We start from the raw sequence: 24022 nt of genomic DNA, 5'->3' as shown, positions 1-24022 counted from the left end.
GTTAGCTGTTAGCTGTTAGCTGTTAGCTGTTAGCTGTTAGCTGTTAGCTGTTAGCTGTTAGCTGTTAGCTGTTAGCTGTTAGCAAAAAATTAAAAAAACTTGGGATTGAAAACAATAATTAGTAAATAAGAATGTCCCAAATCAATTCAAAGAATTGAACATCAATCTGCAGAAATAATGAGCATTACAGAGAGTAAAATATATTTTAATCGAAGGTAGAAACGAAGTTTAATGTAGATGCGAAGCGAAGCTTCAAGCACGGAATTCTGAAAGCGAATGTTCCGAAGGAATTTCCTCAGATTGATCGTGATTTTTTGGTTCGTTTATTCGCAGATGCTTATTTTATGGAGCTCATGATGTGCTTCGCAGTTGTATCAAGACAAAATGAACAAGTAAAAAAGAAAACATGAGTAAAACAAATGATAAGAGTCCTGCTTCTGCAGGGACAGGAGTAACACCAAGAGGAGCCTATCCACACGTAAAACAAGTTGGCGATTTTATTTTCGTTTCAGGCACAAGTTCTCGTCGACCAGACAACAGCATCGCAGGCGTAGATATCATTGACGAGATGGGAACAAAACGCTTAAATGCCTACACACAAACCCAAGAAGTCTTAAAAAACATCGATAAAAACCTTCAAAAAGTTGGAGCTAGTTTAAAAGATGTGGTTGATGTCACCTCGTTTTTAGTCAACATGAATGACTTTGCCGATTATAACAAAGCTTACGCAGAGTTCTTCGAAAAAGAAACAGGACCAACGAGAACAACGGTTGCTGTGCATCAATTACCACATCCAGATTTGGTGGTTGAGATAAAGGTTATGGCTTATAAGAAATCTTAAAATGAAGAAAATAGTTTTAATCTTATTTCTATTTATCAGCTGCTATTCATTTGCAGATGCAGGCTATGCCTATCGTTTTCATTTAAATCTTGTATCTGAAAAAGGTGATACACTAAACGGATACTATTATCTATACACTGAAAATGAATTTAGAAGAAATAACGATTTTAAAGATTTTTTAGGTAAAGATATTATTACTTTATATTCTTCAATTTCAACTATATCCATAGGAAACCTAGCTTTAGATTTTACAAAAACTGATTTCAAAAAAACAATAAATCTTTCCGACTATTGGAAAGTAAGTATAAACGATTATTTAGATTTTGGAGTGACAGACAGAATCTTTGAATTAACTGATGCGGAATATGATTTAATCAAAATCAATCAACCTAATTCCGTAGGAATCTACAACGAAAATTATGCTGAAAATTGTAGTACAATACTAATGACCTGGAATAATGATACTGAATTATTAAACCATAGAAATGACATTTTAGAAAAAATAAAGTCATTTGAAGACGATTTCACCAAACATGATGATGAACTCAGTAATTATTTTAAAGAAAAAAAAGAATCTCTACTATATAAAGGCATATTATTAATATTTCATTGTGATGCACTATAAATGAAAATTCAAAACTACATAAACGGCAATTTCCAAAATCCAATTCAAGATAACTGGATCGACAATTATAATCCATCTAATGGAGAGGTTTACGGGCAAATACCAAACTCGTCAGAAGAAGATGTTGAAAAAGCATACAAAGCAGCAAAATCTGCATTTCCAAGTTGGTCGCAAACTACACTAGAAGAACGTAGCAGAATCTTAATTAAAATTTCAGAATTACTAGAAGCCAACTTACAGCGTTTTGCAGAAGCAGAAAGTAAAGACAACGGAAAACCAATAAGTTTAGCTAAAGCAGTTGATATCCCAAGAGCAGCAAGTAACTTTAGATTCTTTGGAAATGCGATTACACAATTTGCTAGTGAAAGTCATGAATCCATAGGACAACAAGCCATAAATTACACCTTACGTCAACCCATTGGTGTTGTGGGCTGTATTTCACCTTGGAACCTTCCACTCTACTTGTTTACTTGGAAAATCGCACCAGCGCTTGCAGCCGGAAACTGCGTCGTTGCCAAACCAAGTGAAGTCACACCAATGACCGCTTATTTGTTAGGCGAAATTTGTAATGAAGCAGGTTTGCCAAAAGGCGTGTTAAATATTGTTCACGGACTAGGAACCTCAACAGGACAAGCCATAATTGAACATCAAGATATTAAAGCCATTAGTTTTACAGGAGGTACAGCAACAGGAGCACATATTGCGAGAGTTGCCGCACCACTATTTAAAAAATTATCCTTAGAATTAGGCGGGAAAAATCCAAATATCATTTTCGCAGATTGTGATTATGAAGACATGCTGAATACAACGGTTCGCTCATCATTTGCTAATCAAGGGCAAATTTGTTTATGTGGCAGTCGAATTTTTGTAGAAGCCTCTATTTATGAAAAATTTAAAACTGATTTTGTCGCTAAAGTAAAAGCATTAAAAGTTGGACATCCTTCGAATGAAGACACCAATATTGGAGCATTAGTATCTAAACCTCATTTAGAGAAAGTAAAGGAATATATTGAAATCGCTAAAGAAGAAAACGGAACTGTGTTATGTGGTGGTAATGAAGTTACTGTTAAAGGTTATGAAAACGGTTATTATTTAGAACCAACAGTTATTGAAGTTCCTAATGACAACTGCAGAGTTAACCAAGAAGAAATTTTTGGACCTGTCGTCACTATTATGCCATTCAATACTGAAGACGACGTATTAGAAATGGCAAACAAAGTTAAATACGGACTTTCAGCGACACTATGGACCAATGATTTAAAACGCACCATGAAATTAAGTCACCAACTGCAAGCAGGAATTGTTTGGGTAAATACTTGGATGATGCGCGATTTAAGAACACCCTTTGGGGGCGTAAAAGCTTCTGGCGTTGGACGTGAAGGTGGCTTTGAAGCTTTGCGTTTTTTTACGGAAGCTAAAAATGTTTGTATAAAGTATTAACAAAAGAACCAAGAGCATAGATAAAAGAAAATAGACAGACTCGAATGCTCTCTTTTCTTTTCTCTTTTATCTCATAAATTGAAACGAAATTATTAATTATAGATAGTACTGATCATATTTCAGTATTACATTAAAAAGATTCCTGGACTTGCAGGAAATATTATGGATTTACAATTAAACAACAAATACGCATTAGTTTGCGGAAGCACAGCAGGAATAGGAAAAGCAACCGCACTAGCTTTAGCGGCAGAAGGTGTACAAGTAACCCTAATTGCTAGAAATGAAGATAAATTAAAAGCTACACTAGCCGAGTTACCTCAACAAAGACAACACGATTATATTGTCGCTGATTTTTCGAATCCTACGGAATTGAAAGCCAAAGTATCAGACTATGTTTCTAAACATCATGGGTTCCATGTTTTAGTTAATAATACAGGGGGTCCAAAAGGAGGTCCTGTATTCTCTGCCGATGTTGACGAATTTGAATCTGCTTTTACTCAGCATTTAAAATGTAATCATGTCTTAGTTCAAACGGTTGTTCCGTTTATGAAAAGTGAAGGTTATGGTCGTGTCATCAATGTGATTTCAACCTCTGTAAAACAACCTTTAGATGGTTTAGGAGTGAGTAATACGATTCGTGGTGCAGTGGCTAATTGGAGTAAAACGTTAGCTAATGAACTCGGTCAATTTGGGATTACTGTAAATAACGTTTTACCAGGAGCTACAGGAACAGAACGTTTAGCAGAAATCATTAAAAACAAATCTACAAAAACAGGGAACACTGAAGAAGAAGCTGCTAATGCTATGAAAAGTGCCGTACCAGCAAAACGTTTCGCAAAACCAGAAGAATTAGCTGATGCTATTACTTTTTTAGCAAGTGAACGCGCTGCTTATATTAACGGAATTAATCTTCCTGTTGATGGTGGGCGAACAAAGTCCTTATAATCCCAAGACCTGTCAGCTTTTAAAAACCTGATAGGTCTATTTTAGTAGAATTTCAATTTTTTATTAGTAATTTTAATGCATTGATTAATCTGCGTTAAGGGTTGCAACAACATCCTTTTTTTGCTGCCATATATGGCAAAAAAAGATATAGTGAAAAACCTGACCCTTTTTAGGGTAACGCCCTAATAATAACCTCATGAGCAAAATATATCCTCCAATAAACTTTAAAGCATGGATTGATGAAAACCGGCATTTATTAAAACCTCCTGTTGGTAACAAAGTGGTTTGGAAAGATGGTGATTTTATTGTGATGGTCGTTGGTGGACCTAATAGTAGAAAAGATTACCACTATAATGAAACACCAGAATTTTTCCATCAAATTGAAGGAGATATGGTTTTAAAAATCATTGAAGATGGTGAACCTAAAGACATTCACATTAGAGAAGGTGAGATTTTTCTTTTACCACCAAAAGTTCCACATTCACCACAACGTGAAGCCAATACCGTTGGTTTAGTTATAGAATACCCAAGAGATAAAGGTGTTCAAGATGCTTTACTTTGGTTCTGTGAAAACTGTACGACCAAATTGTACGAAGAAGATTTCACTGTTGAAAATATTGAAACCGATATGCCTATAATTTTCGACAAATATTATGGAGACAAGGATAAACGTAAATGTCCGAATTGTGGTGAGGTAATGGAACCACCAGAAAAGGTGAAGATCGATAATTAAAGGTCGGTTGATTTTCCGAAAAGGAAAAACTCTAAATTCATAAAACAGAACTAACTAAAGGGTTCAATAATAAGTTGAATTCCAATTAATAAGATTCCTGCTTTCGCAGGAATGACAAAACGAGATGCTTTGACTGCGCTCAGCATGACAACTACATATGACTAAACGAAAACTTAGAATAAACGGCCACTCACATTTACTTCCATATCCAGAGGAAATCCCTCAATTTATGCAAGATAAAGGGATTTTTTGGGTGGATAAAGACCGAAAATTTATGCTTCAAAAAGATTGGAATCGTCCGATTACAGATTCTAGTTTTTTCTTAAATGAAAAGTTAGCATGGATGGAACGTTTTAATATTGACCATGCTGTTGTTTTAAACTTATCTCAACTTTACGGAAACGGATTGCGTGTTGAGGAGATGAAACAAGCCTTACGTTTTCAGAATGATTTTAATGCCAAGATTCAACATAATCATCCAAGTAAATTTACCTGTGGATTTGTTGTTCATCCTGGGTTTGTTAGAGGAGCATGTTGGGAAATTGAACGTTGTGTTGAAGTTTTAGGCCTTCAGCTTCTATGTTTACCAACCCATTATATGGACACGATCGGAACTTGGCGTTGTATTTTTGATGAGGAAAACGAGCCTATTTTTGAGTTAGCGAATAAATACAATCTTGCTGTAGAAATTCATCCTTACGATGGTGAAAAATTTATAAAACTAGAAAATACGTCTTGGAGATTTCACTTAATATGGATGTTGGCACAATGTGCTGATGCGTATCATTTTTTAACTTTAAATGGGTACCAAGACAAATATCCTAATATGCGAACTTGCTTTGCACATGGAGGACAATTGGCACAAATCAACTTAGGGAGACGTATTCAAGGCTTTGATGGTCGTCCAGATTTATTTGAAGGCAAAAGCCATCCTAGGAAAGCCGTTGGTCATAAAAACATATTCTTTGATACACTTGTACACGACACAGGTGGCCTAGAACTATTAATTAGAAATCAAGGCTCTAAACAAGTCTTAATGGGATTAGATGATCCTTATCCACTTGGTGAAATGGAAAGCGAAAAGCAATCTTCTTACCCTGGAAAAATCATAGATTTAGCTATAGAGCGCGAGATAATTACAGAGACCGAAGGTGATGCTATTTGGGAAGACAACGTTATTCAGTGGTTATGTGGAGATGATGAAGCCGCGAAACAGAAATTAGTTTCACGTATCCTATCTTAAACCGTTTATATTAAAAAATTCTTCAACCAAAATAATTATGAAAAGAATTGGAGCTTACATTGCTTTGGCAGGCGTACTACTTATTGTACTACCATACTTTAATCTTTCAATCATGTTTTTAAGTCAGATTGATGAATTGGGCGAAGCCACAGCTTTAGCGATTAAGATAGGTCTTATACTAATAGGTTTAATTCTATTTTTTATGGACAAATTGACAACCAAGAAACCACAGTAATCACAAAAGCGTAAATTGATTCATTCAATACGTTTACAATAGCACTATTTATGTATTTCTTACCTGAGGATTTAGATAATTACATCGTTGCCCATTCTGAGCAAGAGCCAGAATTATTACAGCAACTCACCAGAGAAACGTATCAAAAAATATTACAGCCCATTATGCTTAGTGGCCCTTATCAAGGTCGTGTATTGAGTATGATATCCAAGTTAATTAGACCGCAATCTATTTTAGAATTAGGGACTTTTACGGGCTATGCGACGCTATGTTTAGCTGAAGGACTTCAAAAAAATGGCAACCTTCATACTATTGACATTAATGAAGAATTGGTTGATTTTCAACGGAAATATTTTGACAAGTCTGAGTATGGACAACAAATTATTCAACACACAGGCAGTGCTTTAGATATCATTCCAGAATTAAATCAAACCTTTGATTTGATTTTTATCGATGCAGACAAACCCAACTACAGCAATTATTTCCATTTAATCATTGATAAGTTAAATCCCGGAGGCATTATACTTTCAGATAATGTATTATGGCATGGAAAAGTGGTTGAACCTGTTGGAGAAAAAGATATTTCAACAAAATCTATCTTAGATTACAACCAACTTTTAAAATCAGACAAAAGAATAGAAACCGTTGTATTACCGATTAGAGACGGCTTAACCATTAGTAGAAAATTAGAATCTACCAAGCATGAGTGAAATTGATATAAGAACTGTAGATGTCGTTAAGTACATCACTCCGTTAAGAGAAGGTGGCTCGCTCCCTGCTATTGTCGAAGCTAGCGATGGTTTTCTTTATGTTCTAAAATTTAGAGGAGCCGGACAAGGTACAAAAGCGTTAATCTCTGAATTTATTGGAGGAGAGTTAGCACGAGCCATTGGTTTAAAAGTGCCAGAATTAGTCTTTATGAACTTAGATGATTCCTTTAGTAAAACGGAACCTGATGAAGAAATACAAGATTTACTTAAATTTAGTGTTGGCTTAAATCTAGGGTTACATTACTTAAGTAGTTCTATAACTTTTGATCCTTTAGTTTCTGTTGCAGACGCGCTAACCTCTTCTAAAATAGTACTACTCGATAGTATTATTAGCAATATAGACAGAACGGTAAAAAACACGAATCTACTAAATTGGAATAAGGAATTATGGGTTATAGACAATGGAGCCAGTTTCTATTTTCATCATAATTGGGACACTTGGAAAAACCATCTTACCAGAACGTTTCCGCTTATTAAGGATCATGTGCTTTTAGAACGCGCATCACTTCTAAGCGAAGCCTCTAAAACCATTGTTGACACGCTTGATGAAAGTACCATCGAAGATATCATATACAAGATACCCGAAGATTGGCTCACAAATGAATCCGATACTCTGACACCAGAAGAAATGCAAAAAGCCTATATTGAATACTTAAATTCAAGACTTTTAAAAATTGACACCTTAGTAAAAGAAGCTGAAGATGCAAGATAAAGTTACTTTTGAATATGCCATAATTAGACTTGTCCCAAGAGTTGAGCGCGAAGAGTTTTTCAATATTGGAGTGATTTTATTCTCTAAACGAAAGAAATTTCTAGGAGTTAAATTTAAGGTCGACGTCAATAAGTTGAATGCCTTTTCATGCGAATTAGATTTAGATGCCATAAATAGTTATTTAAAATCTTGGGAATTAATTTCGAAAGGAGACGCCTCTGGCGGAGCGATTGCGCAGTTTGAATTATCAGATAGATTTAGATGGTTAGCAGCATCACGAAGTACTATTATACAAAGTTCTAAGACGCATTCTGGCTTAACGGAAAACCCAGAACTTGAATTACAATCTATTTTTGAAAAACATGTTTTAGACGCTGATTAAAATCTCGTTTTATATAAAGAAAGCCTCATTATCACTAATGAGGCTTTTCCTATAATTAAATATTTCAGATTACTGCACTGCCTGTAAAGCATCAATATTACCATAACCAAAACTGCTGTTTTTATTTGGATAAAATTCTGCTGATTGTTTTAACCTATTAAGAACTTGTGTCCGACTCCAACTTGGATATCTCGACCAAATTAAAGCCGCTATACCAGCCGTAGTTGCTGTTGCTACAGAAGAACCACCTGTGTAACGTCGCTGACCATCATAAAATCCTAATACAGGAGGTGCTTTACTTGTATTATTATCTCCTTCCATAATAATTGTAAAATCGATTTTACTACCGCTATGACAAGTATCACAACGCTCATAATTACTGCCATCATTAACACCGGTAACGGCAACCGTTTCGCTCATGGTTGCAGGAAATATAACACCAAATCCATTGGTAAAACTCGTAGACGTTCCGCCTGCTGCAAAAATCAATTTATTTTTACTGTAAGCATATTTTACTGCATCTTTAATATTACCAATAGACCATACGTAACCAATGGACATAGAAATAATTTTAACATCACTTCTATTTCCTAAATCTACTAAAGCTTGAGACACCCCTTTACGTTCATGATAATCATTTAATAACACATCTTCTGTCGCTCTATAAGCAACCAAATTGGCGTTATAAGCCACACCAACTGGCATGCCATTATCGTTTCTCGGAGACGCCATAGTAGAGCCCATTGCTGTTCCGTGTCCGCACTTATCATGTGGACCATCATAATTGCTAGACCACCACCAATTGGAATCAATAAACGTCCCATATTTCTGAACAAAACGCCCTGAAGAATAGCCATCATTAATTCCTACTGAATTTAAAAGTGATTGTGTTTTTGAAACTCCTGTATCAATTAAACCAATAGTAACTCCAGAGCCTGTAGAAAAATTCCAAGCATTTGGTATATTGTGTTCATTGAAATGCCAAGACACTTGGGCATTATTAGGCGCAATAGTTGAATAATGAGATGAACTAATAGAATCTCCACTTGTATCACATCCTGAGCTCGATTTTTCTTGAACCTCACCAGTATAATGATTATAACCATTTGGCTCTAAATACCTAACGTTAGCGCTTTCTCTTAAAGCAATAATGGTTTCAAGTTTAGTTACTTCTGCATCAAAGACAGTTAGGATATCATCTTCCTTAAGTTTGAAATCGCTTTTAACGACGTCCTCTTTATTAAGAATCGTAGCAATTAAGTTATTTTTTTTGTTTTGAAGATCAGTATCTCCAGCTTCGCCAAAACTCTGACCTTCATTACCGTAACCAACAGTCAGTACATTTTGCCCATGCATTAACGCGCTCCATAAGAAATGTGCGTCTTCCGTATTCCAATCAAAATCTCCTGTAGTTCTAATGCTCTCACTAATGCGTTGATTAATTTGTTCAATAGTTAGAGGATTTTCAGAAAACTCAACAGCTTCTGCTTCAGTTTCAATAACAGTATCTTTAGAACAAGATACTATGGTAATCGCTATGAGAAGCACTACCAAAGTGTACATTTTTTTCATATAATAAAATTTAGACGATTATTAATTCTCTAAATATATTAAATAAAACGCACTAATTACTTCTAGTATTTACGGTTGTTTTAAAAAATGAAGTGTATTTTTAAGAAATACGCAATTACTTATTGCGTTTTAAGGATCCTGTAAAGTCTTCAAGATCATCTTTTACTTTGTTTAATTCGTCAGTCACACTTTTAGTTACGTCTGTATCTATAATGTTACTTTCTTTAGCACTTTTAGTCACTTCGTGTTTTATATCGTTGGTTGCATCTTTTAATTGACGCATACCTTTACCCAAACCACGCGCAATTTCAGGTAATTTATCTGCACCAAATACTAATACCACTATGAGTAGTATTACCATTATCTCGGCAGCTCCTATAAACAAGATTGTAAGTTGATGTATCACGATGCAAATATAAAGTGAGTTTGTGGATTATACCACTTCAAATTAAAAATAAAAAAAAGCCGACTTTAAATAAAGTCGGCTAAACTACATAATATGCTAATTACTAATCTCTTACCTTGCTCTTAAATTTATCGAAGTCACTATCTTTAACTTCTTTAGGCCAAGCATTATTAGTGGTATCAACATCAGCTGTTTCTAAATCTGGATCTAAAGCTATAGAAATGATTTCCTTATCGCTTGCAATGGCTTTACTAACCTGTTTATCATTTAGTCTCCATATTTGAACAGGATACGTTTCTCTCTTCTTAGTACCATCTGCATAAGTAAATTCTACAATAATTGGCATTACTAATCCACCTGGCTTTTCAAAGGTTACCTCGTAAAAATACTGTGGTGCCGTCTTAAATTCTTTTTGTTCCTTTGGTGAAAAGTTATCCATAATGTATTCTTTCACTGTAGGCAAATTATCTATAGTTCCAGCACTTTTTATCGCATCGTCATAACCTTCGGCTCCTTCTTCAATAAAATAAACTAAGCTACTTGGATCTCTATTATATTGCTCAGCTAGGCGCTTTCCATTATCATTTGGTGTTCCTGTAACTGCAAATCTCTTAACTTCTTTTATACCAATATCAGTATAATCTGTGGTATAAAACCAACCTCTCCAAAACCAATCTAAATCTACTGCTGATGCATCTTCCATGGTACGGAAAAAATCTTCAGGAGTCGGGTGCTTAAATTTCCAACGGTTGGCATATTCTTTAAAAGAGTAGTCAAACAAATCATGCCCCATTATAGTTTCTCTCAAAATATTTAATGCGGTTGCAGGTTTACCGTAAGCATTGTTTCCAAATTGGTACGTATTTAAACCTTTCGTCATAATTGGCGCAATGAAATCTTGATTGCCTCCCATATATCTCACTATGTTTTTAGCCGGTCCTCGTCTAGACGGATACGCTTTATCGCTTGGCGACAACGCTGCTGGATACCATTCTGCAAAATCTTGTTCTGCGATGTATTGACTAAAGGTATTTAAACCTTCGTCCATCCATGTCCATTGACGCTCATCGCTATTTACAATCATAGGAAACCAGTTGTGACCAACCTCGTGAATAATAACACTTATCATTCCGTATTTTGTTCTATCAGAATAATTACCATCTTTATCAGGACGACCAAAATTGTAACAAATCATTGGATATTCCATTCCCATTGGTGCATGTACAGAGATGGCCTTATGATACGGATAATCAAATGTCATTCTAGAGTACGTTCTTAATGTACTCGCTACAGATTTTGTTGACCATTGCTCCCAAAGTGGATTTCCTTCTTTAGAATATAAAGACACCGCCATCACATCTTTTTCGCCTAATTTAACAGCCATCATATCCCATAAAAATTTTCGAGAGGTTGCAAAACCAAAATCACGAACCATCTGTGCAGACAGTTTCCATGTTTTCTTCTTCTTACTTTTAGATTTCTCGGTAATTTCAGCTTCAGCTTGTGTTACAATCATTACAGGTTCATCGTAAGATTTTTTCGCCTTGTTAAAACGCTTCATCATATCTTTAGTAAATACGTCTTCACGATTTACTAAATAGCCTGTACCATCTAAAATATGATCTGCAGGTACTGTTATGTTCACATCAAAATTACCAAATGGTAAGGCAAACTCATCACGTCCCCAAAATTGAGAATTCTGCCAACCTTCTACATCATTATAAACAGCCATACGTGGATAGAACTGCGCCATCACATAAATACGGTTATCGTTTTCTTCAAAATACTCATATCCTGAACGTCCACCATCCTTTACGTGGTCATTAATATTGTACCACCATTTTATTTGGAACGAAAATTTCTCACCAGATTTTAAAACCTTTGGCAATTCTACGCGCATCATTGTACGGTTTATAGTATGAGGCAAATCTTTACCACTAACATCCTTAACATGCTCTATATTAAAACCTCCATCAAAAGATTCTTTTAAATACGATTTTACAGCTCTAGAAGATACTGTAGCTGGCGAAATACCAGAACTACTAATCAGTGGGGTTTTAGAATCTCTCGCACGCATATTCTGATCTAATTGTACCCAGAGGTAATTTAAATCATCTGGCGAATTATTAGTATATGTAATCGTTTCATCACCATGCAATTTTGCATTGTCATCATCGATTTCAATATCCATTTTGTAATCTGCCTGCTGCTGATAATATCCTGGACCTGGTGCTCCTGAACCCGTTCTAAAAACGTTGGGTGTAGAAAACTCTTCGTACAACTGCTTGAATTTGTTTTCATTAGTATGACCCTGTTGGCGTTCTGCCTTTTCGTCATCTTGAGCGTATGTGCTAAAAGAGGTTAAAAGTAGAGCACATAAGAAAAATTTAAAGATTTTCATAAAAGATTTTTGTTGTTAAAGTGGTGACTAAAATATGAATTTATAATGGCTTTGATATTGTATTACTTAAAATTTAACACGCTAGTATCATTCTCTGGCACCAACAAAAAACTCTTATTTTTACCTAAAAGTTTTAACCGAACAATATTTTGTTGGTCTGAAAATACATCGAATAAAACCTGATTGGTAACCGCGATAGATTTGATATTTGAAACATTTTCTATTTCTAAATAGCAGTAGGTAATGTCGTCTTTGTATTCCTTACCGATAAACTTAAAATTTACATTAGTATCATTAACTTTAACCTTTAATTTATCAGTTAAATACCGACTCATATAAGTTTCTACTTTTTCTGATTCATCTTTACCAGCGAGTATTATACTTTCATCATAACGCTTTCTGAGTAAAGTTTCAAAATCATCAATAAAAATCTGACTTATAATCTGAAGGGATTGTTCCTCTTTGGCGTATTCAATTTCTGTGACACTAACGTAATATTCGTGTGAATCAGAATTGGAAATTAAAAATGGAAGAGTAAAAAGGAGGCTTACAAAATATCGTAGTTTCATGTTGTGTATTTGGATTGTAATATACGTTTACAAAACGCCGTCCAAAGTTAGTCTTTAGTTGTCAATTTTCTATTTTCTTGATATACTTTTAGCTTAGCTTGTAAAAACTCGAGCATAGCAATATCATCATTCTTCTTACACAATGTTAAGAAGTCATCATCTTCTTGACAGAATAGAAAGTACTCAACACGTAGATTTTCAGCTAAGGAATCGTATTCAAAAATATAATTTTCGTAGTTATCTTTCATGTGTGTTATACATGCATTACGATCGTCTAATTCTACAATAGCTTTTAGTTTTTTTGTTCTTCCGCTAATGGTGTTTAATAATTTATTGAGGTTAATACTTGGACCTCCGCCATAAATCCCACCCACCAATCCAACCATAGCTCCTGCATCTGCATCGTACAATTTTCGTTCATTTTGGGTAAGTTGTTTTCCTTTGTAACCTGGTATTCCGAGATCGTAGAAATTAATTTCGGGTTCAACTTCAAGATTTTGAAGATCGGATTCTAAGCTTCCTGTTAAGATTTTACCGACAACAACTTCATTTAACTCGTTTACACTTTCAATCATCTGAACGTATAACTCACCTGAATCCATTACGATTTCAGAAACAATAACCTCTTGGGTTTGGTATTTTACTCCTGAAATTACTAAAGTATCTAGAGCTTTGGCGGGAATTACAAAACTTCCGTCTTCAAATGAAATGGTATATTTTGCTGCTGTTTTGTTTTGTATGTGAAGGCCTTCGACCTCATCGTTTGCAATTAGCTTACCATTTAAATCGCTTCGCTGCGCGCTAACAAATAACACATTTATTAAGGCAACAACGAGATAAAGAATTTTACTCTTTTCCACCAGTATCTTTTAAAAACGCTTTACTTAAATGAGAAATACGTTCTAAAAGTTGCATTTCCTTATTTTCTTCAAATAAGCTATCCTCTATGCCTTCTTTATCAGCATAGTCAATAAATGACTCCACCTGGTCTAAAGGTATATCAAAATTGTTGTGAATATAATTGATACTATAGGTATCTAAAGCTTTCTTGAAAGGTGTTTTCTCTAACATAACATCTTTTTTGCTTTTAAATTTAATTTTACTAAAATCAACCACATTTTTAATCAGAAATCCAGCGACATTAACCAAGTCTACCATATCTCCCATATGTGGATTGTATTCATTAAAAGCCAAATTATCTGCTTTGGTCTTATAATCTGCAGAGAACTCAAAATCCTCAATATTATCTAAACCAAAATAAACAGCATCTAGGCTTACGTTGTAAGTTCTGACGCTTTCTAAATCCGCTCCTAAATTACCCGTTAGGTCAAATGGTAGTAGAACAACTTCATCTAATTTATTGACTTCCTCAACAAGAATAACCGTTAAACGTTTAGAGAATATAACCTTGTCTGTGATTATAACATTAAAATCTTTAAATTGAAGTGCCCCAAATTCCACAACATCATTAAGTGCTACTTTTATTTCAAAATTCCCATCTTCATCAGTATAGGTTCCTTGATTGGAAGAAGAATTAAAAACTGCAACGCCTTCTTTATCTTCAGATGACACGACGATTCTACCATTTACGGTAATCCGTTCAATATCCTGACTAAAAGCGGTTAATGTAGCAATTCCGAATATTAAGAGTAGTATTTTTTTCATATGTTTGACTGGTTTTTTTTATTATTATCACATGTAGTTTGCGATTAATCATCTCCTTAATTGGAAACAATTTTAACATGCTCGTTTTCTAATTTTATTTCTTGTACTAAATTTCGGGTATATTCTTCAATTCTCATAGGAATTGACTAGTAAATGTTTGTTAAATTAGAAAATAGAACAATTCATAAAGATTAGCGTTCTTTGTAAAACTGTATAATTTAAATATTACTATTTTGAAATCAATTATTATTGCAAGTACTTCCACAATCCATGGCAGTGGTTATTTAGACTATTTATTAGAAGAACTTCAGGATCATTATAAATCTGTAAATGAAATTCTATTTATTCCTTATGCTAGACCAGGCGGTATTTCGCACGATGATTATACAAGTACAGTTTCTAAAGCTTTTAATAAGATAGGAAAAACAGTAAAAGGCATTCATGAATTTGAAAATGCAGCAGAAGCCGTTAAAAACGCACAAGGTATTTTTGTTGGAGGGGGCAATACTTTTGTACTGGTTTCACAGCTTTATAGAAATAAAGTATTACTACCTATAAAAGAAGCCGTTAAAAATGGCACACCTTATTTAGGCACCAGTGCAGGCAGTAATATTTGTGGTTTAACGATGAATACTACTAATGATATGCCAATTGTATATCCACCAAGTTTTAAAACTTTAGGATTTGTACCTTTTAATATTAATCCGCATTACTTAGATCCCATTGAAGGGAGTACACATATGGGGGAAACGAGAGCAACTCGCATTAAAGAATTTCACGCGTATAACAACCAACCTGTAATTGGCTTACGAGAAGGCAGTTGGATTGCAGTTGAAGGCGATAAACTTACGTTAAAAGGCACTTTAGAAGCCCGTATTTTCGAATATAACAAGGAGCCTTATGAAATAGCAACTCATTCGGATCTAGCTTTTTTAAAATAAGTCTGGTATAGAAACAAAAAAGCGCCTTTAGGGGCGCTTTTTTCAACTAACTAACTCAAATAATTGTCTACTCCTAGACATTTTTCTTTTTAAAACGCTTAAGAAACATTTCAGCTTCTTTTGCGTTAGATTTCTGTGCGTGTCTTACTGGTGTATATCCTTTATCACATGGTTTGTGAATTTCAGAACCTGCAGTAATTAATGCTTTGATAATTTCTACACGATTATATTTTGCGGCATAATGAATTGGCATCATACCATTAGATTTTGCATTAACATCTGCACCAGCTTTTATAAGCCTATTTACTTCTTCTAAGTTACCGGTTGCAACAGCCCTAGTTAAAGGACTTACCTCAACGGTGTTTACAATAACTTCATTTAAACCTGAAGTTTTAAGATCATTGGATGCATTTACGTTTGAAACTGAGAAGCCTAATGCTAAGGCTAATACGATTACTGATTTTTTCATGATGAAAGATTTTAAATTTAATTGATTGTTTTTTGATTATACTAAATAGACGACATATTGCTTGAAGTGTTACACTAAAAAATATTTTATAACATTTCTTTAACGCTTTGAAAATAAATATGTTAATATCATCACAAAACATAAACAGATCTTTACGAACTAATTAGAAAGACTTAAAATAGAGTTAACATGCCAAATTTTTTTAACATACAGATTTGTTGTAGCGTTGTATGTATTATCTTTGATACTCAAAATATTTCACATGAATAAAAAGGTTATTTTAATGATTTTAGATGGTTGGGGAAAATCACCCGATCCTAAAGTTTCCGCTATAGACAATGCAAACACTCCATTTATAGATTCTCTTTACACTACATACCCAAGTGCCAGTTTAAGAACAGACGGTTTACATGTTGGTTTACCAGAAGGACAAATGGGAAATAGTGAAGTTGGACACATGAACTTGGGTGCTGGACGAATTGTATATCAAGATTTAGTAAAAATTAACCTTGCTGTAGAGAATAATACCCTTCGTGAAGAGCCTGTTTTAAAAACCGCTTTCGAGTATGCTAAAGTCAATAATAAAAACGTACACCTTTTAGGCTTAGTTAGTGATGGTGGCGTGCATTCTCATATTAATCATCTTTTCGGACTCTTAAATGCCACACATGATTATGGACTAGAAAACGTCTTTGTACATGCATTTACCGATGGTAGAGATGTAGATCCAAAATCTGGATTTAGTTTTATTTCGAAATTAGAAGATCACTTAGAAAAAACCTCAGGGAAATTAGCATCCGTAACTGGACGCTATTATGCCATGGATAGAGATAAGCGTTGGGAACGTGTAAAGATTGTTTATGATGCATTAGTAAATGGAGAAGGAGACAAAACTAAAGATGTATTACAATCGATTCAAGATAATTACGAAAACGACATTACAGACGAATTTATAAAACCTTTAATTGTAACAGGTAATGATAACCAACCTGTGGCAACTATTAAGGAGGATGATGTTGTGATCTTTTTCAACTTTAGAACCGATCGCGGAAGACAACTAACAGAAGCATTGACACAAAAAGATTTTCATGAGTACAACATGCACAAAATGAATCTTCATTATGTGACCATTACAAATTACGATAGTACTTTTGAAGGCATTAATGTTGTTTTCAATAAAGATAACCTTACAGAAACCTTGGGTGAAGTTTTAGAAAAACATCATAAAAAGCAAATTCGTATTGCTGAAACAGAAAAGTATCCTCATGTTACGTTTTTCTTTTCAGGTGGCCAAGAAAAACCATTTGAAGGAGAAACTCGGATTTTAAGAAACTCACCAAAAGTAGCGACCTACGATTTAAAACCAGAAATGAGTGTTTATGAATTAACAGAGGCGCTAGTTCCTGAATTTAAAAAAGGAGACGTTGATTTTGTTTGTTTAAATTTCGCCAATGGTGATATGGTTGGTCATACAGGAGTTATGCAAGCAGCAATTGAAGCTTGCGAACATGTAGACAAATGCGTCAAAGAGGTTGTGACGACAGCCTTAGAAAATAATTATACCACTATTTTAATTGCTGACCATGGTAACTGCGAAACGATGATAAATCCTGATGGCAGTCCAAACACGGCTCATACAACTAACCCTGTTCCAATTATATTAATAGACAAAGATTTAAAAAACATTAAAGACGGTGTTTTAGGCGATATAGCTCCAACGATTTTAAAGTTAATTGGTGTGCCTCAGCCTAAAGCAATGACTAGAGAAAGTCTTGTATAAATTTCTTAATAGTGTAACTTTGCCCTAGATTATAATAAATAGCATGAATTTTCAAAATAGATTAATAGTAGCCGTAGATTTCGATGGCACCATTGTAGAAGATGCTTATCCTAAAATTGGAAAAACGCGCATCTTTGCTTTTGAAACCTTAAAAAAGCTTCAAGAAGATGGTCATCGATTAATTCTTTGGACGTATAGAAATGGTGCAAAACTGCAAGAAGCTGTTGATTTCTGTAAAGATAACGGCATTGAATTCTATGCCGTAAATGCTAGTTTTCCTGAAGAAAAATACGATTACAGTAGAAGTCGTAAAATTCATGCTGATCTATTTATAGACGATAGAAATATCGGAGGTATTCTCGGTTGGGGCGAAGTTTATCAAATTATCACCAATGAAGAACCTAAAATTCCTACTGCTAAAAAAAGGTGGTGGCAATTTTAGTGGGTCTTCTAGTTTATTAAATCAAAATAAGATTTCTCAATATCCTCTCTGTGATCTGGGTGTGCTATATTGACTAAAGCTTTTACTCTGTTTTTAATTGTTTTACCATATAGATTCGCAATCCCGTACTCCGTAACGACATAATGTACATGTGCTCTTGTTGTTACAACACCTGCTCCTGGTTTTAAAACAGGAACAATTCTACTGATGCCATTTTTAGTTACCGATGGTAAGGCAATAATAGCTTTACCTCCATCACTTAATGATGCTCCTCTAATAAAATCCATTTGTCCACCGACACCAGAATACATATCAGAACCAATAGAATCCGCACATACTTGACCTGTTACATCAACCTCAATTGCAGAATTGATGGCAACCATCTTAGGATTCTGTTTAATATATGCTGCATTATTGGTATAATTTGAAGCGCGCATTTCTACAAACGGATTATCATCTACATAATCATACAAGCGTTTGGATCCCATTAAAAATGTTGAAAGCGCTCGTCCACGATTAATCTTTTTATAGTTGCCGTTTATAACATTATTAAGAATTAAATCTATAACTCCATCTGAAAACATCTCTGTATGTAAACCTAAATCTTTGTGATTCGTTAACTGTGTTAAAACGGCATTAGGAATAGAGCCAATTCCCATTTGAAGTGTACTTCTATCCTCGATTAAACTAGCTACATACTCTCCTATTTTAAGTTCTATAGCATTAGGTTCAGCCATGAGATGTACAGGCAATTCTTCATTCGCTTCTACAAAATAATCGATTTCTGAAATGTGAATAATTCCTGCGCCATGTGTTCTTGGCATCTGCGGATTTACTTGAGCAATCACAGTCTTAGCATTATCTATAGCAGCCAAAATAGCCTCAACAGAAACACCTAAAGAACAATACCCATGACGATCTGGAACAGAAACATGAATCAAAACCACATCGAGTTCTAAAATGCGTTGCTGAAAAAGACGTGGCAATTCACTTAAAAAAACAGGAGTATAAGATCCATTACCAGCTTTTATGGTATGTCTTACATTTTTTCCGAGAAAAAAAGAATTAACATGGAAGCTGTCTTTCAATTCCGGATTAGCATAAGGAGCAACTCCTTCGGTATGCAACTGACAAACCTCAACATTACGAAGCTCTTCATGTCTTGCCGACAATGCTTTAACAAGTACCTGAGGTGCTGCAGCTGCTGCTTGAATATAGACACGATCATTTGACTTTACCACTTTTAAAGCCTCTTCTGCGGAAACAATTCTATACATAGTTATACCATTTAATTCTGCAAACATATAATAGAAAACTTATTTTTAAACTGTTATATATCATGTTTTAGAAATACTTAAGAATTGTTATAATTCCCTATCTTTGCCGCTCAATATTTTGAATCATGATTATAGTAAAAACAGCAGAAGAGATTGAATTAATGCGTCAAAGTGCGCTCATCGTATCTAAAACCTTAGGTATGTTGGCTAAAGAAACAAAAGAAGGTGTAACCACGAATCATTTAGATGCTATCGCTGAAGAATTTATTAGGGATCATGGTGCTTTACCTGGCTTTAAAGGCCTTTACGATTGTCCTTCAACGTTGCTTTGTAGTGTTAATGAAGCTGTAGTTCATGGTTTACCAACAGACATTCCATTAAAAGATGGTGATATTGTTTCTATAGATTGTGGGTCATTTATGAATGGCTTTTATGGTGATCACGCTTATACTTTTGAAATTGGAAATGTTGCAGAAGAGACGAAGAAACTCATTCAGATTACTAAAGAATCACTTTATAAAGGTATTGAGCAATTAAAAATTGGCAATCGCGTTGGTGATGTTGGTTTTGCAATTCAACAATTTACCGAAGCTGAAGGCTATGGTGTGGTTAGAGAGTTAGTTGGTCATGGTTTAGGCAGAAAAATGCACGAAGATCCTGAAATGCCTAATTATGGAAAACGTGGTCGTGGTAAGAAGTTTATTGAAGGTATGGTCGTTGCCATTGAGCCAATGATCAATTTAGGAACGCATAAAGTAAAACAATTGAGTGATGGTTGGACGATTGTAACACAAGACGGAAAACCAAGTGTACATTTTGAACACGATGTTGCTATTGTTGACGGTAAGCCAGAAATACTTTCTACGTTTGCCTATGTACATGAAGCTTTAGGCATTACTTCAAATGAAGAAGATGCTTTTAGACAAAAAGCACTCGTTATTTAATAGACTCTCATGACAATTAAGTATTTAGAAAACGAATTAACAGACTTAAGGTCTGAACTTAACAACCATAAATTATATAGTGCTTTATCATCTATTGAAGATGTAAAAACTTTTATGGAGCAACATGTGTTTGCCGTTTGGGATTTTATGTCTTTATTAAAAGCGCTTCAAAATCAATTAACGAACACTAGAGTGCCTTGGACTCCTGTTAAAAATCCATCGACGGCGCGCTTTATTAACGAGATTGTTCTTGGTGAAGAAAGTGATATTAATGAATTAGGAGAGCCTAAAAGTCATTATGAAATGTACTTAGATGCGATGCACCAAATTGGAGCAAGTACTTCGCAAATTGAAAGTTTTGTTAATCATATTCAAAATAATGATTCTGTATCTCATGCAGCAGAAAAAGTAACGTTGAATGCTGAAACCTTAAAATTTGTAGATTTTACATTTAAGGTTATTGCAACAAATGAATCGCACAAAATTGCCTCGGCATTTACCTTTGGTCGTGAAGATGTGATACCTGATATGTTTTTTCAAATTATTAATCAGTCTAAAACCAGCGACAACACCTATAGTAAATTAACCTATTATTTAAAGCGTCACATTGAATTAGATGGTGATGAACACGGCCCACTTTCATTAAAAATGATAGAGGAATTATGTGGTAATGATGAGCAAAAATGGAATGAGGCTTTAGACGTTGCCAAAGCCGCTTTACAACATAGAATTGCACTTTGGGATGGTATATATAATTTAATTTCTAGTCAGGTAGAAGCGTAAATATTATTTTTATTTTCTGAATTAAGTAACGGTATTGTTTCTTGCTATCACTAAATAGTTATTTCTCAGAGATACTTAGAGTTTTCACGGAGATTCACGGAGCGTTTTGAGTATAATTTTGATATTATGGTTTACGATAAAATTACGGAAAATATTATAGGAGCAGCTATAGAAGTGCATAAAGAACTTGGCCCAGGCCTTTTAGAATCCGCTTATCAGGACTGTTTGTTTTATGAATTAAAAGCATTAGGCTATTCAGTTCAAAAAAAAGTTTCAAGACCTATTATTTATAAAGATATCACTTTAGATCACGGTTACAGAATTGATATATTAGTAGAAATCAAAATAGTTATTGAATTAAAAACTGTTGAGAAATTCACAGATGTTCATACTGCTCAAATATTGACTTACATGAAATTAGGGGATTACCCAACAGGACTATTACTCAACTTTAATACTAAGCTTCTAAAAAACGGAATAAAAAGATTCATAAACACAATCGAGTAAGCACTCCGCGAAACTCCGTGTGTCTTTGTGTATCTCTGAGTAACACTATGAAAAAACTCTTCAAACTTATATTAAACACCATACCAAGACCTTTACTCATAAGATTAAGCTACGTGGCACGCCCAATTTTAGCATTCTTCTTAAAAGGAAATATATTCACGGATCCCATTGATAACAAAAGCTTTAAAACATTTTTACCTTATGGTTACGGTAACCAAAGAAATAATGTTTTATCACCCTCTACACTATCATTAGAACGTCATCGCTTATTGTGGTTATATCTCAACCATAAAACGGATTTTTTTAATGCTAAAAAAAGTGTCCTACATTTTGCCCCAGAACAGTGCTTTTTAAAACGTTTTAGAAGTCTTAAAAACTTAAAATATACGACTACCGATTTACTATCACCTATTGCAGATGTCAAAGCCGATATTTGCGACCTTCCTTTTGAAGATAATAGTTATGATGTAATTCTTTGTAATCATGTTTTAGAACATATTCCAGATGATACTAAAGCCATGCAAGAATTATACAGAGTAATGAAACCTGGTGGGTATGGTATCTTTCAGATTCCACAAGAATTAGATAGAGCTGTAACTTTTGAAGATGATTCTATTACAGACAGAGATGAGCGTGCTAAAATTTTTGGACAATACGATCATGTTCGTGTTTATGGTCGTGATTATTTTGATAAGCTTCGTTCCATAGGTTTTAAAGTTGAAGAAGTGGATTATACGGCTACCCTTTCTAACGAAGACATTGAAAAATACTGCCTAGCGAAAGGTGAAATTATTCCTGTAGTTTATAAATAAAACAACATACTAAAATGACGCAACACATTATAATTGCAACTGGAGCTTTATTCGGTATGCTCGCCGTAATCTTTGGTGCTTTTGGCGCCCATGCATTAAAGAAAATCTTATCTACAGATCAATTGCATAGTTTTGAAGTTGGTGTAAAGTATCAAATGTATCATGCCATTGTTTTGCTAGCTTTAGGTCTTAGCAATACCGATGTTACCTCGGCAACGTATTGGTGTTTCACAATCGGTATTATATTATTCTCGTTTAGTATTTACGGCTTGATTTTATCTGATGCTAAAGGCAAAAAACTTCGCTTTTTAGGCCCTGTGACTCCGATTGGTGCCTTACTCTTAGTAGTGGGTTGGTTGTTGGTATTGATTAATGCTTTTTAATAATAGAATATAATTGCTGTATTTATTTATCTGAACAAAAAAAAAGCTGTTCCCCCCTTAACCTGGAACAACTTTTTTATAATGATTAATAGCATTTATAAGACACCTTATTTTTTGCTTCGTCACCTAAAAAATCACTTATTCCGGAAAGTTATTTAATGAAAGTGTTTCAAATTCTTTTGCTTCATTCTCAAAAATAATAAACACTTTTAATTCGGCATGTCGCTCTGCAAATGCCTTTACTTTATCTATTCCCATAGCCTGAAACGCCGTGGCATAAGCATCAGCCGTCATACAATCTTCAGCTAAAACAGAAACACTTAAAATATTAGTTTTAGATGGATACCCTGTTTTTGTATCAATAATATGTGCATAGCGATTGCCGTTGTCATCAATTTTAAATTTACGATATGTGCCAGAAGTTGCCATGGCTTCCTCTTGTAAAGGGATGATTTTTGAATACGACTGCTCTCCTTCAAAATTTGGATCGTCGATACCCACTTTCCAAGATGATTTTTTATCAAGATTAATACCTCTTACCCGTATTTCTCCTCCGATTTCAACTAAATAGTCGGTAACATTCTTGCTTTCTAAAAACTCACCAATAACATCCACACCATAACCTTTTGCAATGGCATTAAAATCTAAAAACGATTTAGAACTTTTAACAATTTTATTATCTCTCAATCCCATGCGGTTATACCCCACAGACTTCATTAAACTATCAATAGTCGTGCTATCTATATTGGTAATTTTTCCTTCTGGTCCAAAATCCCATGCATTCACTACCGCTCCGATGGTAGGATCAAAAGCTCCTTCAGTTGCTCTGTAAATTTCTTTGGCTTTATTAAAAACACGCGTAAAATGTGCGTCTAATTCAATGTTTTCACCTTTATTAATTCGAGATATTTTTGAATCTGGAATATAGGTAGACATCGATTCATTTACCACAGCAAAAAGACTATCAAACTGTGTTTTATAATTTGAATCATCCGTTGTGTAATATTGAATATTATAGACTGTACCAAATACAGGGCCACTAATTTTAGTGTTTTCAGGTTCTTGATTACAAGAAAAAACAATGCTAATTAGAAATAGGTAAACTATTTTTTTCATAAATATGTAGATTGATTTAGACTGTGATT

At 34.4% G+C, this 24022-nt stretch carries 27 protein-coding genes; 18 read left to right on the top strand and 9 right to left on the bottom strand.

Features of this window, described 5'->3' with window-relative positions; genetic code table 11:
- Positions 1-406: 406 nt before the first annotated feature.
- The 10 genes from HM984_RS03380 to HM984_RS03335 all read left to right on the top strand — a co-directional run bounded on the left by HM984_RS03380 (position 407) and on the right by HM984_RS03335 (position 7926).
- Positions 407-841: a RidA family protein gene (locus HM984_RS03380; protein WP_179348121.1), complete on the top strand. Its 435-nt coding sequence runs from the start codon at positions 407-409 to the stop codon at positions 839-841.
- Position 842: 1 nt separating this feature from the next.
- Positions 843-1466: a hypothetical protein gene (locus HM984_RS03375; RefSeq protein ID WP_179348120.1), complete on the top strand. Its 624-nt coding sequence runs from the start codon at positions 843-845 to the stop codon at positions 1464-1466.
- Positions 1467-2906 carry an aldehyde dehydrogenase gene (locus tag HM984_RS03370; protein ID WP_179348119.1) on the top strand — a complete coding sequence of 480 codons (1440 nt, stop codon included), beginning with the start codon at positions 1467-1469 and terminating at the stop codon, positions 2904-2906.
- A 162-nt stretch (positions 2907-3068) separates the two neighbouring features.
- Positions 3069-3851: an SDR family oxidoreductase gene (locus HM984_RS03365; RefSeq protein ID WP_179348118.1), complete on the top strand. Its 783-nt coding sequence runs from the start codon at positions 3069-3071 to the stop codon at positions 3849-3851.
- 196 nt (positions 3852-4047) lie between these two features.
- The gene (locus tag HM984_RS03360; protein ID WP_179348117.1) at positions 4048-4584 is read left to right on the top strand and encodes a 3-hydroxyanthranilate 3,4-dioxygenase; all 537 of its coding nucleotides are present in this window, start codon (positions 4048-4050) and stop codon (positions 4582-4584) included.
- 157 nt (positions 4585-4741) lie between these two features.
- On the top strand, positions 4742-5827 hold the full coding sequence (locus HM984_RS03355; RefSeq protein ID WP_115807726.1) for an amidohydrolase family protein: 1086 nt from the start codon (positions 4742-4744) through the stop codon (positions 5825-5827).
- Positions 5828-5864: 37 nt separating this feature from the next.
- Positions 5865-6062, top strand: coding sequence for a hypothetical protein (locus HM984_RS03350; protein WP_115807727.1), 198 nt, complete (start codon positions 5865-5867; stop codon positions 6060-6062).
- A 50-nt stretch (positions 6063-6112) separates the two neighbouring features.
- Positions 6113-6772 (top strand): O-methyltransferase, encoded by a 660-nt coding sequence (locus tag HM984_RS03345; protein ID WP_115807728.1) that lies wholly within the window; start codon positions 6113-6115, stop codon positions 6770-6772.
- Positions 6765-7544 (top strand): HipA family kinase, encoded by a 780-nt coding sequence (locus HM984_RS03340; RefSeq protein WP_179348116.1) that lies wholly within the window; start codon positions 6765-6767, stop codon positions 7542-7544. Before HM984_RS03345 ends, HM984_RS03340 begins: the two co-directional genes overlap by 8 nt.
- A complete protein-coding gene (locus HM984_RS03335) occupies positions 7534-7926 on the top strand; it encodes a DUF3037 domain-containing protein (RefSeq protein ID WP_179348115.1) in 393 nt (130 codons plus the stop codon). The genes HM984_RS03340 and HM984_RS03335 overlap by 11 nt, the downstream gene beginning before the upstream one ends.
- A gap of 69 nt (positions 7927-7995) precedes the next feature.
- On the opposite strand, the gene HM984_RS03330 is transcribed toward HM984_RS03335, so the two are convergent.
- The 6 genes from HM984_RS03330 to HM984_RS03305 all read right to left on the bottom strand — a co-directional run bounded on the left by HM984_RS03330 (position 7996) and on the right by HM984_RS03305 (position 14539).
- Positions 7996-9498 carry a S8 family peptidase gene (locus HM984_RS03330; RefSeq protein ID WP_179348114.1) on the bottom strand — a complete coding sequence of 501 codons (1503 nt, stop codon included), beginning with the start codon at positions 9496-9498 and terminating at the stop codon, positions 7996-7998.
- A 115-nt stretch (positions 9499-9613) separates the two neighbouring features.
- Positions 9614-9904 (bottom strand): Sec-independent protein translocase subunit TatA/TatB, encoded by a 291-nt coding sequence (locus HM984_RS03325; protein WP_115807732.1) that lies wholly within the window; start codon positions 9902-9904, stop codon positions 9614-9616.
- A gap of 103 nt (positions 9905-10007) precedes the next feature.
- Positions 10008-12305, bottom strand: a complete 2298-nt coding sequence (locus HM984_RS03320; RefSeq protein ID WP_179348113.1) for a M1 family metallopeptidase — start codon at positions 12303-12305, stop codon at positions 10008-10010.
- 62 nt (positions 12306-12367) lie between these two features.
- On the bottom strand, positions 12368-12874 hold the full coding sequence (locus HM984_RS03315; RefSeq protein ID WP_179348112.1) for a DUF6702 family protein: 507 nt from the start codon (positions 12872-12874) through the stop codon (positions 12368-12370).
- A 47-nt stretch (positions 12875-12921) separates the two neighbouring features.
- Positions 12922-13734: a peptidase associated/transthyretin-like domain-containing protein gene (locus tag HM984_RS03310; RefSeq protein ID WP_179348111.1), complete on the bottom strand. Its 813-nt coding sequence runs from the start codon at positions 13732-13734 to the stop codon at positions 12922-12924.
- On the bottom strand, positions 13721-14539 hold the full coding sequence (locus HM984_RS03305; RefSeq protein WP_179348110.1) for a carboxypeptidase-like regulatory domain-containing protein: 819 nt from the start codon (positions 14537-14539) through the stop codon (positions 13721-13723). The genes HM984_RS03310 and HM984_RS03305 overlap by 14 nt, the downstream gene beginning before the upstream one ends.
- A gap of 233 nt (positions 14540-14772) precedes the next feature.
- Between HM984_RS03305 and pepE the strand changes: the two genes are divergently transcribed.
- Positions 14773-15480: a dipeptidase PepE gene (gene pepE / locus HM984_RS03300; protein ID WP_115807737.1), complete on the top strand. Its 708-nt coding sequence runs from the start codon at positions 14773-14775 to the stop codon at positions 15478-15480.
- Between the two features lie 73 nt (positions 15481-15553).
- On the opposite strand, the gene HM984_RS03295 is transcribed toward pepE, so the two are convergent.
- On the bottom strand, positions 15554-15949 hold the full coding sequence (locus HM984_RS03295; protein ID WP_115807738.1) for an ankyrin repeat domain-containing protein: 396 nt from the start codon (positions 15947-15949) through the stop codon (positions 15554-15556).
- Between the two features lie 262 nt (positions 15950-16211).
- Between HM984_RS03295 and gpmI the strand changes: the two genes are divergently transcribed.
- Both gpmI and HM984_RS03285 read left to right on the top strand, forming a co-directional pair.
- Entirely contained in the window at positions 16212-17729 is a 1518-nt protein-coding gene (gene gpmI, locus HM984_RS03290) for a 2,3-bisphosphoglycerate-independent phosphoglycerate mutase (RefSeq protein ID WP_179348109.1), read from the top strand.
- Positions 17730-17772: 43 nt separating this feature from the next.
- Positions 17773-18171, top strand: coding sequence for a BT0820 family HAD-type phosphatase (locus tag HM984_RS03285; protein ID WP_179348108.1), 399 nt, complete (start codon positions 17773-17775; stop codon positions 18169-18171).
- 8 nt (positions 18172-18179) lie between these two features.
- On the opposite strand, the gene HM984_RS03280 is transcribed toward HM984_RS03285, so the two are convergent.
- Positions 18180-19448, bottom strand: coding sequence for an acetyl-CoA hydrolase/transferase family protein (locus HM984_RS03280; protein WP_179348107.1), 1269 nt, complete (start codon positions 19446-19448; stop codon positions 18180-18182).
- Positions 19449-19573: 125 nt separating this feature from the next.
- Between HM984_RS03280 and map the strand changes: the two genes are divergently transcribed.
- From map to HM984_RS03255, 5 genes are all read left to right on the top strand, one after another.
- Positions 19574-20392, top strand: a complete 819-nt coding sequence (gene map, locus HM984_RS03275; protein WP_179348106.1) for a type I methionyl aminopeptidase — start codon at positions 19574-19576, stop codon at positions 20390-20392.
- A 9-nt stretch (positions 20393-20401) separates the two neighbouring features.
- Positions 20402-21175: a DUF3050 domain-containing protein gene (locus tag HM984_RS03270; protein ID WP_179348105.1), complete on the top strand. Its 774-nt coding sequence runs from the start codon at positions 20402-20404 to the stop codon at positions 21173-21175.
- Positions 21176-21301: 126 nt separating this feature from the next.
- The gene (locus tag HM984_RS03265; protein WP_179348104.1) at positions 21302-21682 is read left to right on the top strand and encodes a GxxExxY protein; all 381 of its coding nucleotides are present in this window, start codon (positions 21302-21304) and stop codon (positions 21680-21682) included.
- A 47-nt stretch (positions 21683-21729) separates the two neighbouring features.
- Positions 21730-22494: a class I SAM-dependent methyltransferase gene (locus tag HM984_RS03260; RefSeq protein ID WP_179348103.1), complete on the top strand. Its 765-nt coding sequence runs from the start codon at positions 21730-21732 to the stop codon at positions 22492-22494.
- A 14-nt stretch (positions 22495-22508) separates the two neighbouring features.
- Entirely contained in the window at positions 22509-22877 is a 369-nt protein-coding gene (locus HM984_RS03255; protein WP_179348102.1) for a DUF423 domain-containing protein, read from the top strand.
- Positions 22878-23015: 138 nt separating this feature from the next.
- Here HM984_RS03255 and HM984_RS03250 read toward each other — a convergent pair whose 3' ends face one another.
- Positions 23016-23993, bottom strand: a complete 978-nt coding sequence (locus HM984_RS03250; protein ID WP_179348101.1) for an FAD:protein FMN transferase — start codon at positions 23991-23993, stop codon at positions 23016-23018.
- Between the last annotated feature and the right edge of the window lie 29 nt (positions 23994-24022).

It is taken from the genome of Winogradskyella pacifica (assembly GCF_013403915.1).
Taxonomy (GTDB): domain Bacteria; phylum Bacteroidota; class Bacteroidia; order Flavobacteriales; family Flavobacteriaceae; genus Winogradskyella; species Winogradskyella pacifica.
The sequence above is the reverse complement of the archived record's forward strand: the minus strand, read 5'-3'. Positions and strand labels throughout refer to the sequence as shown.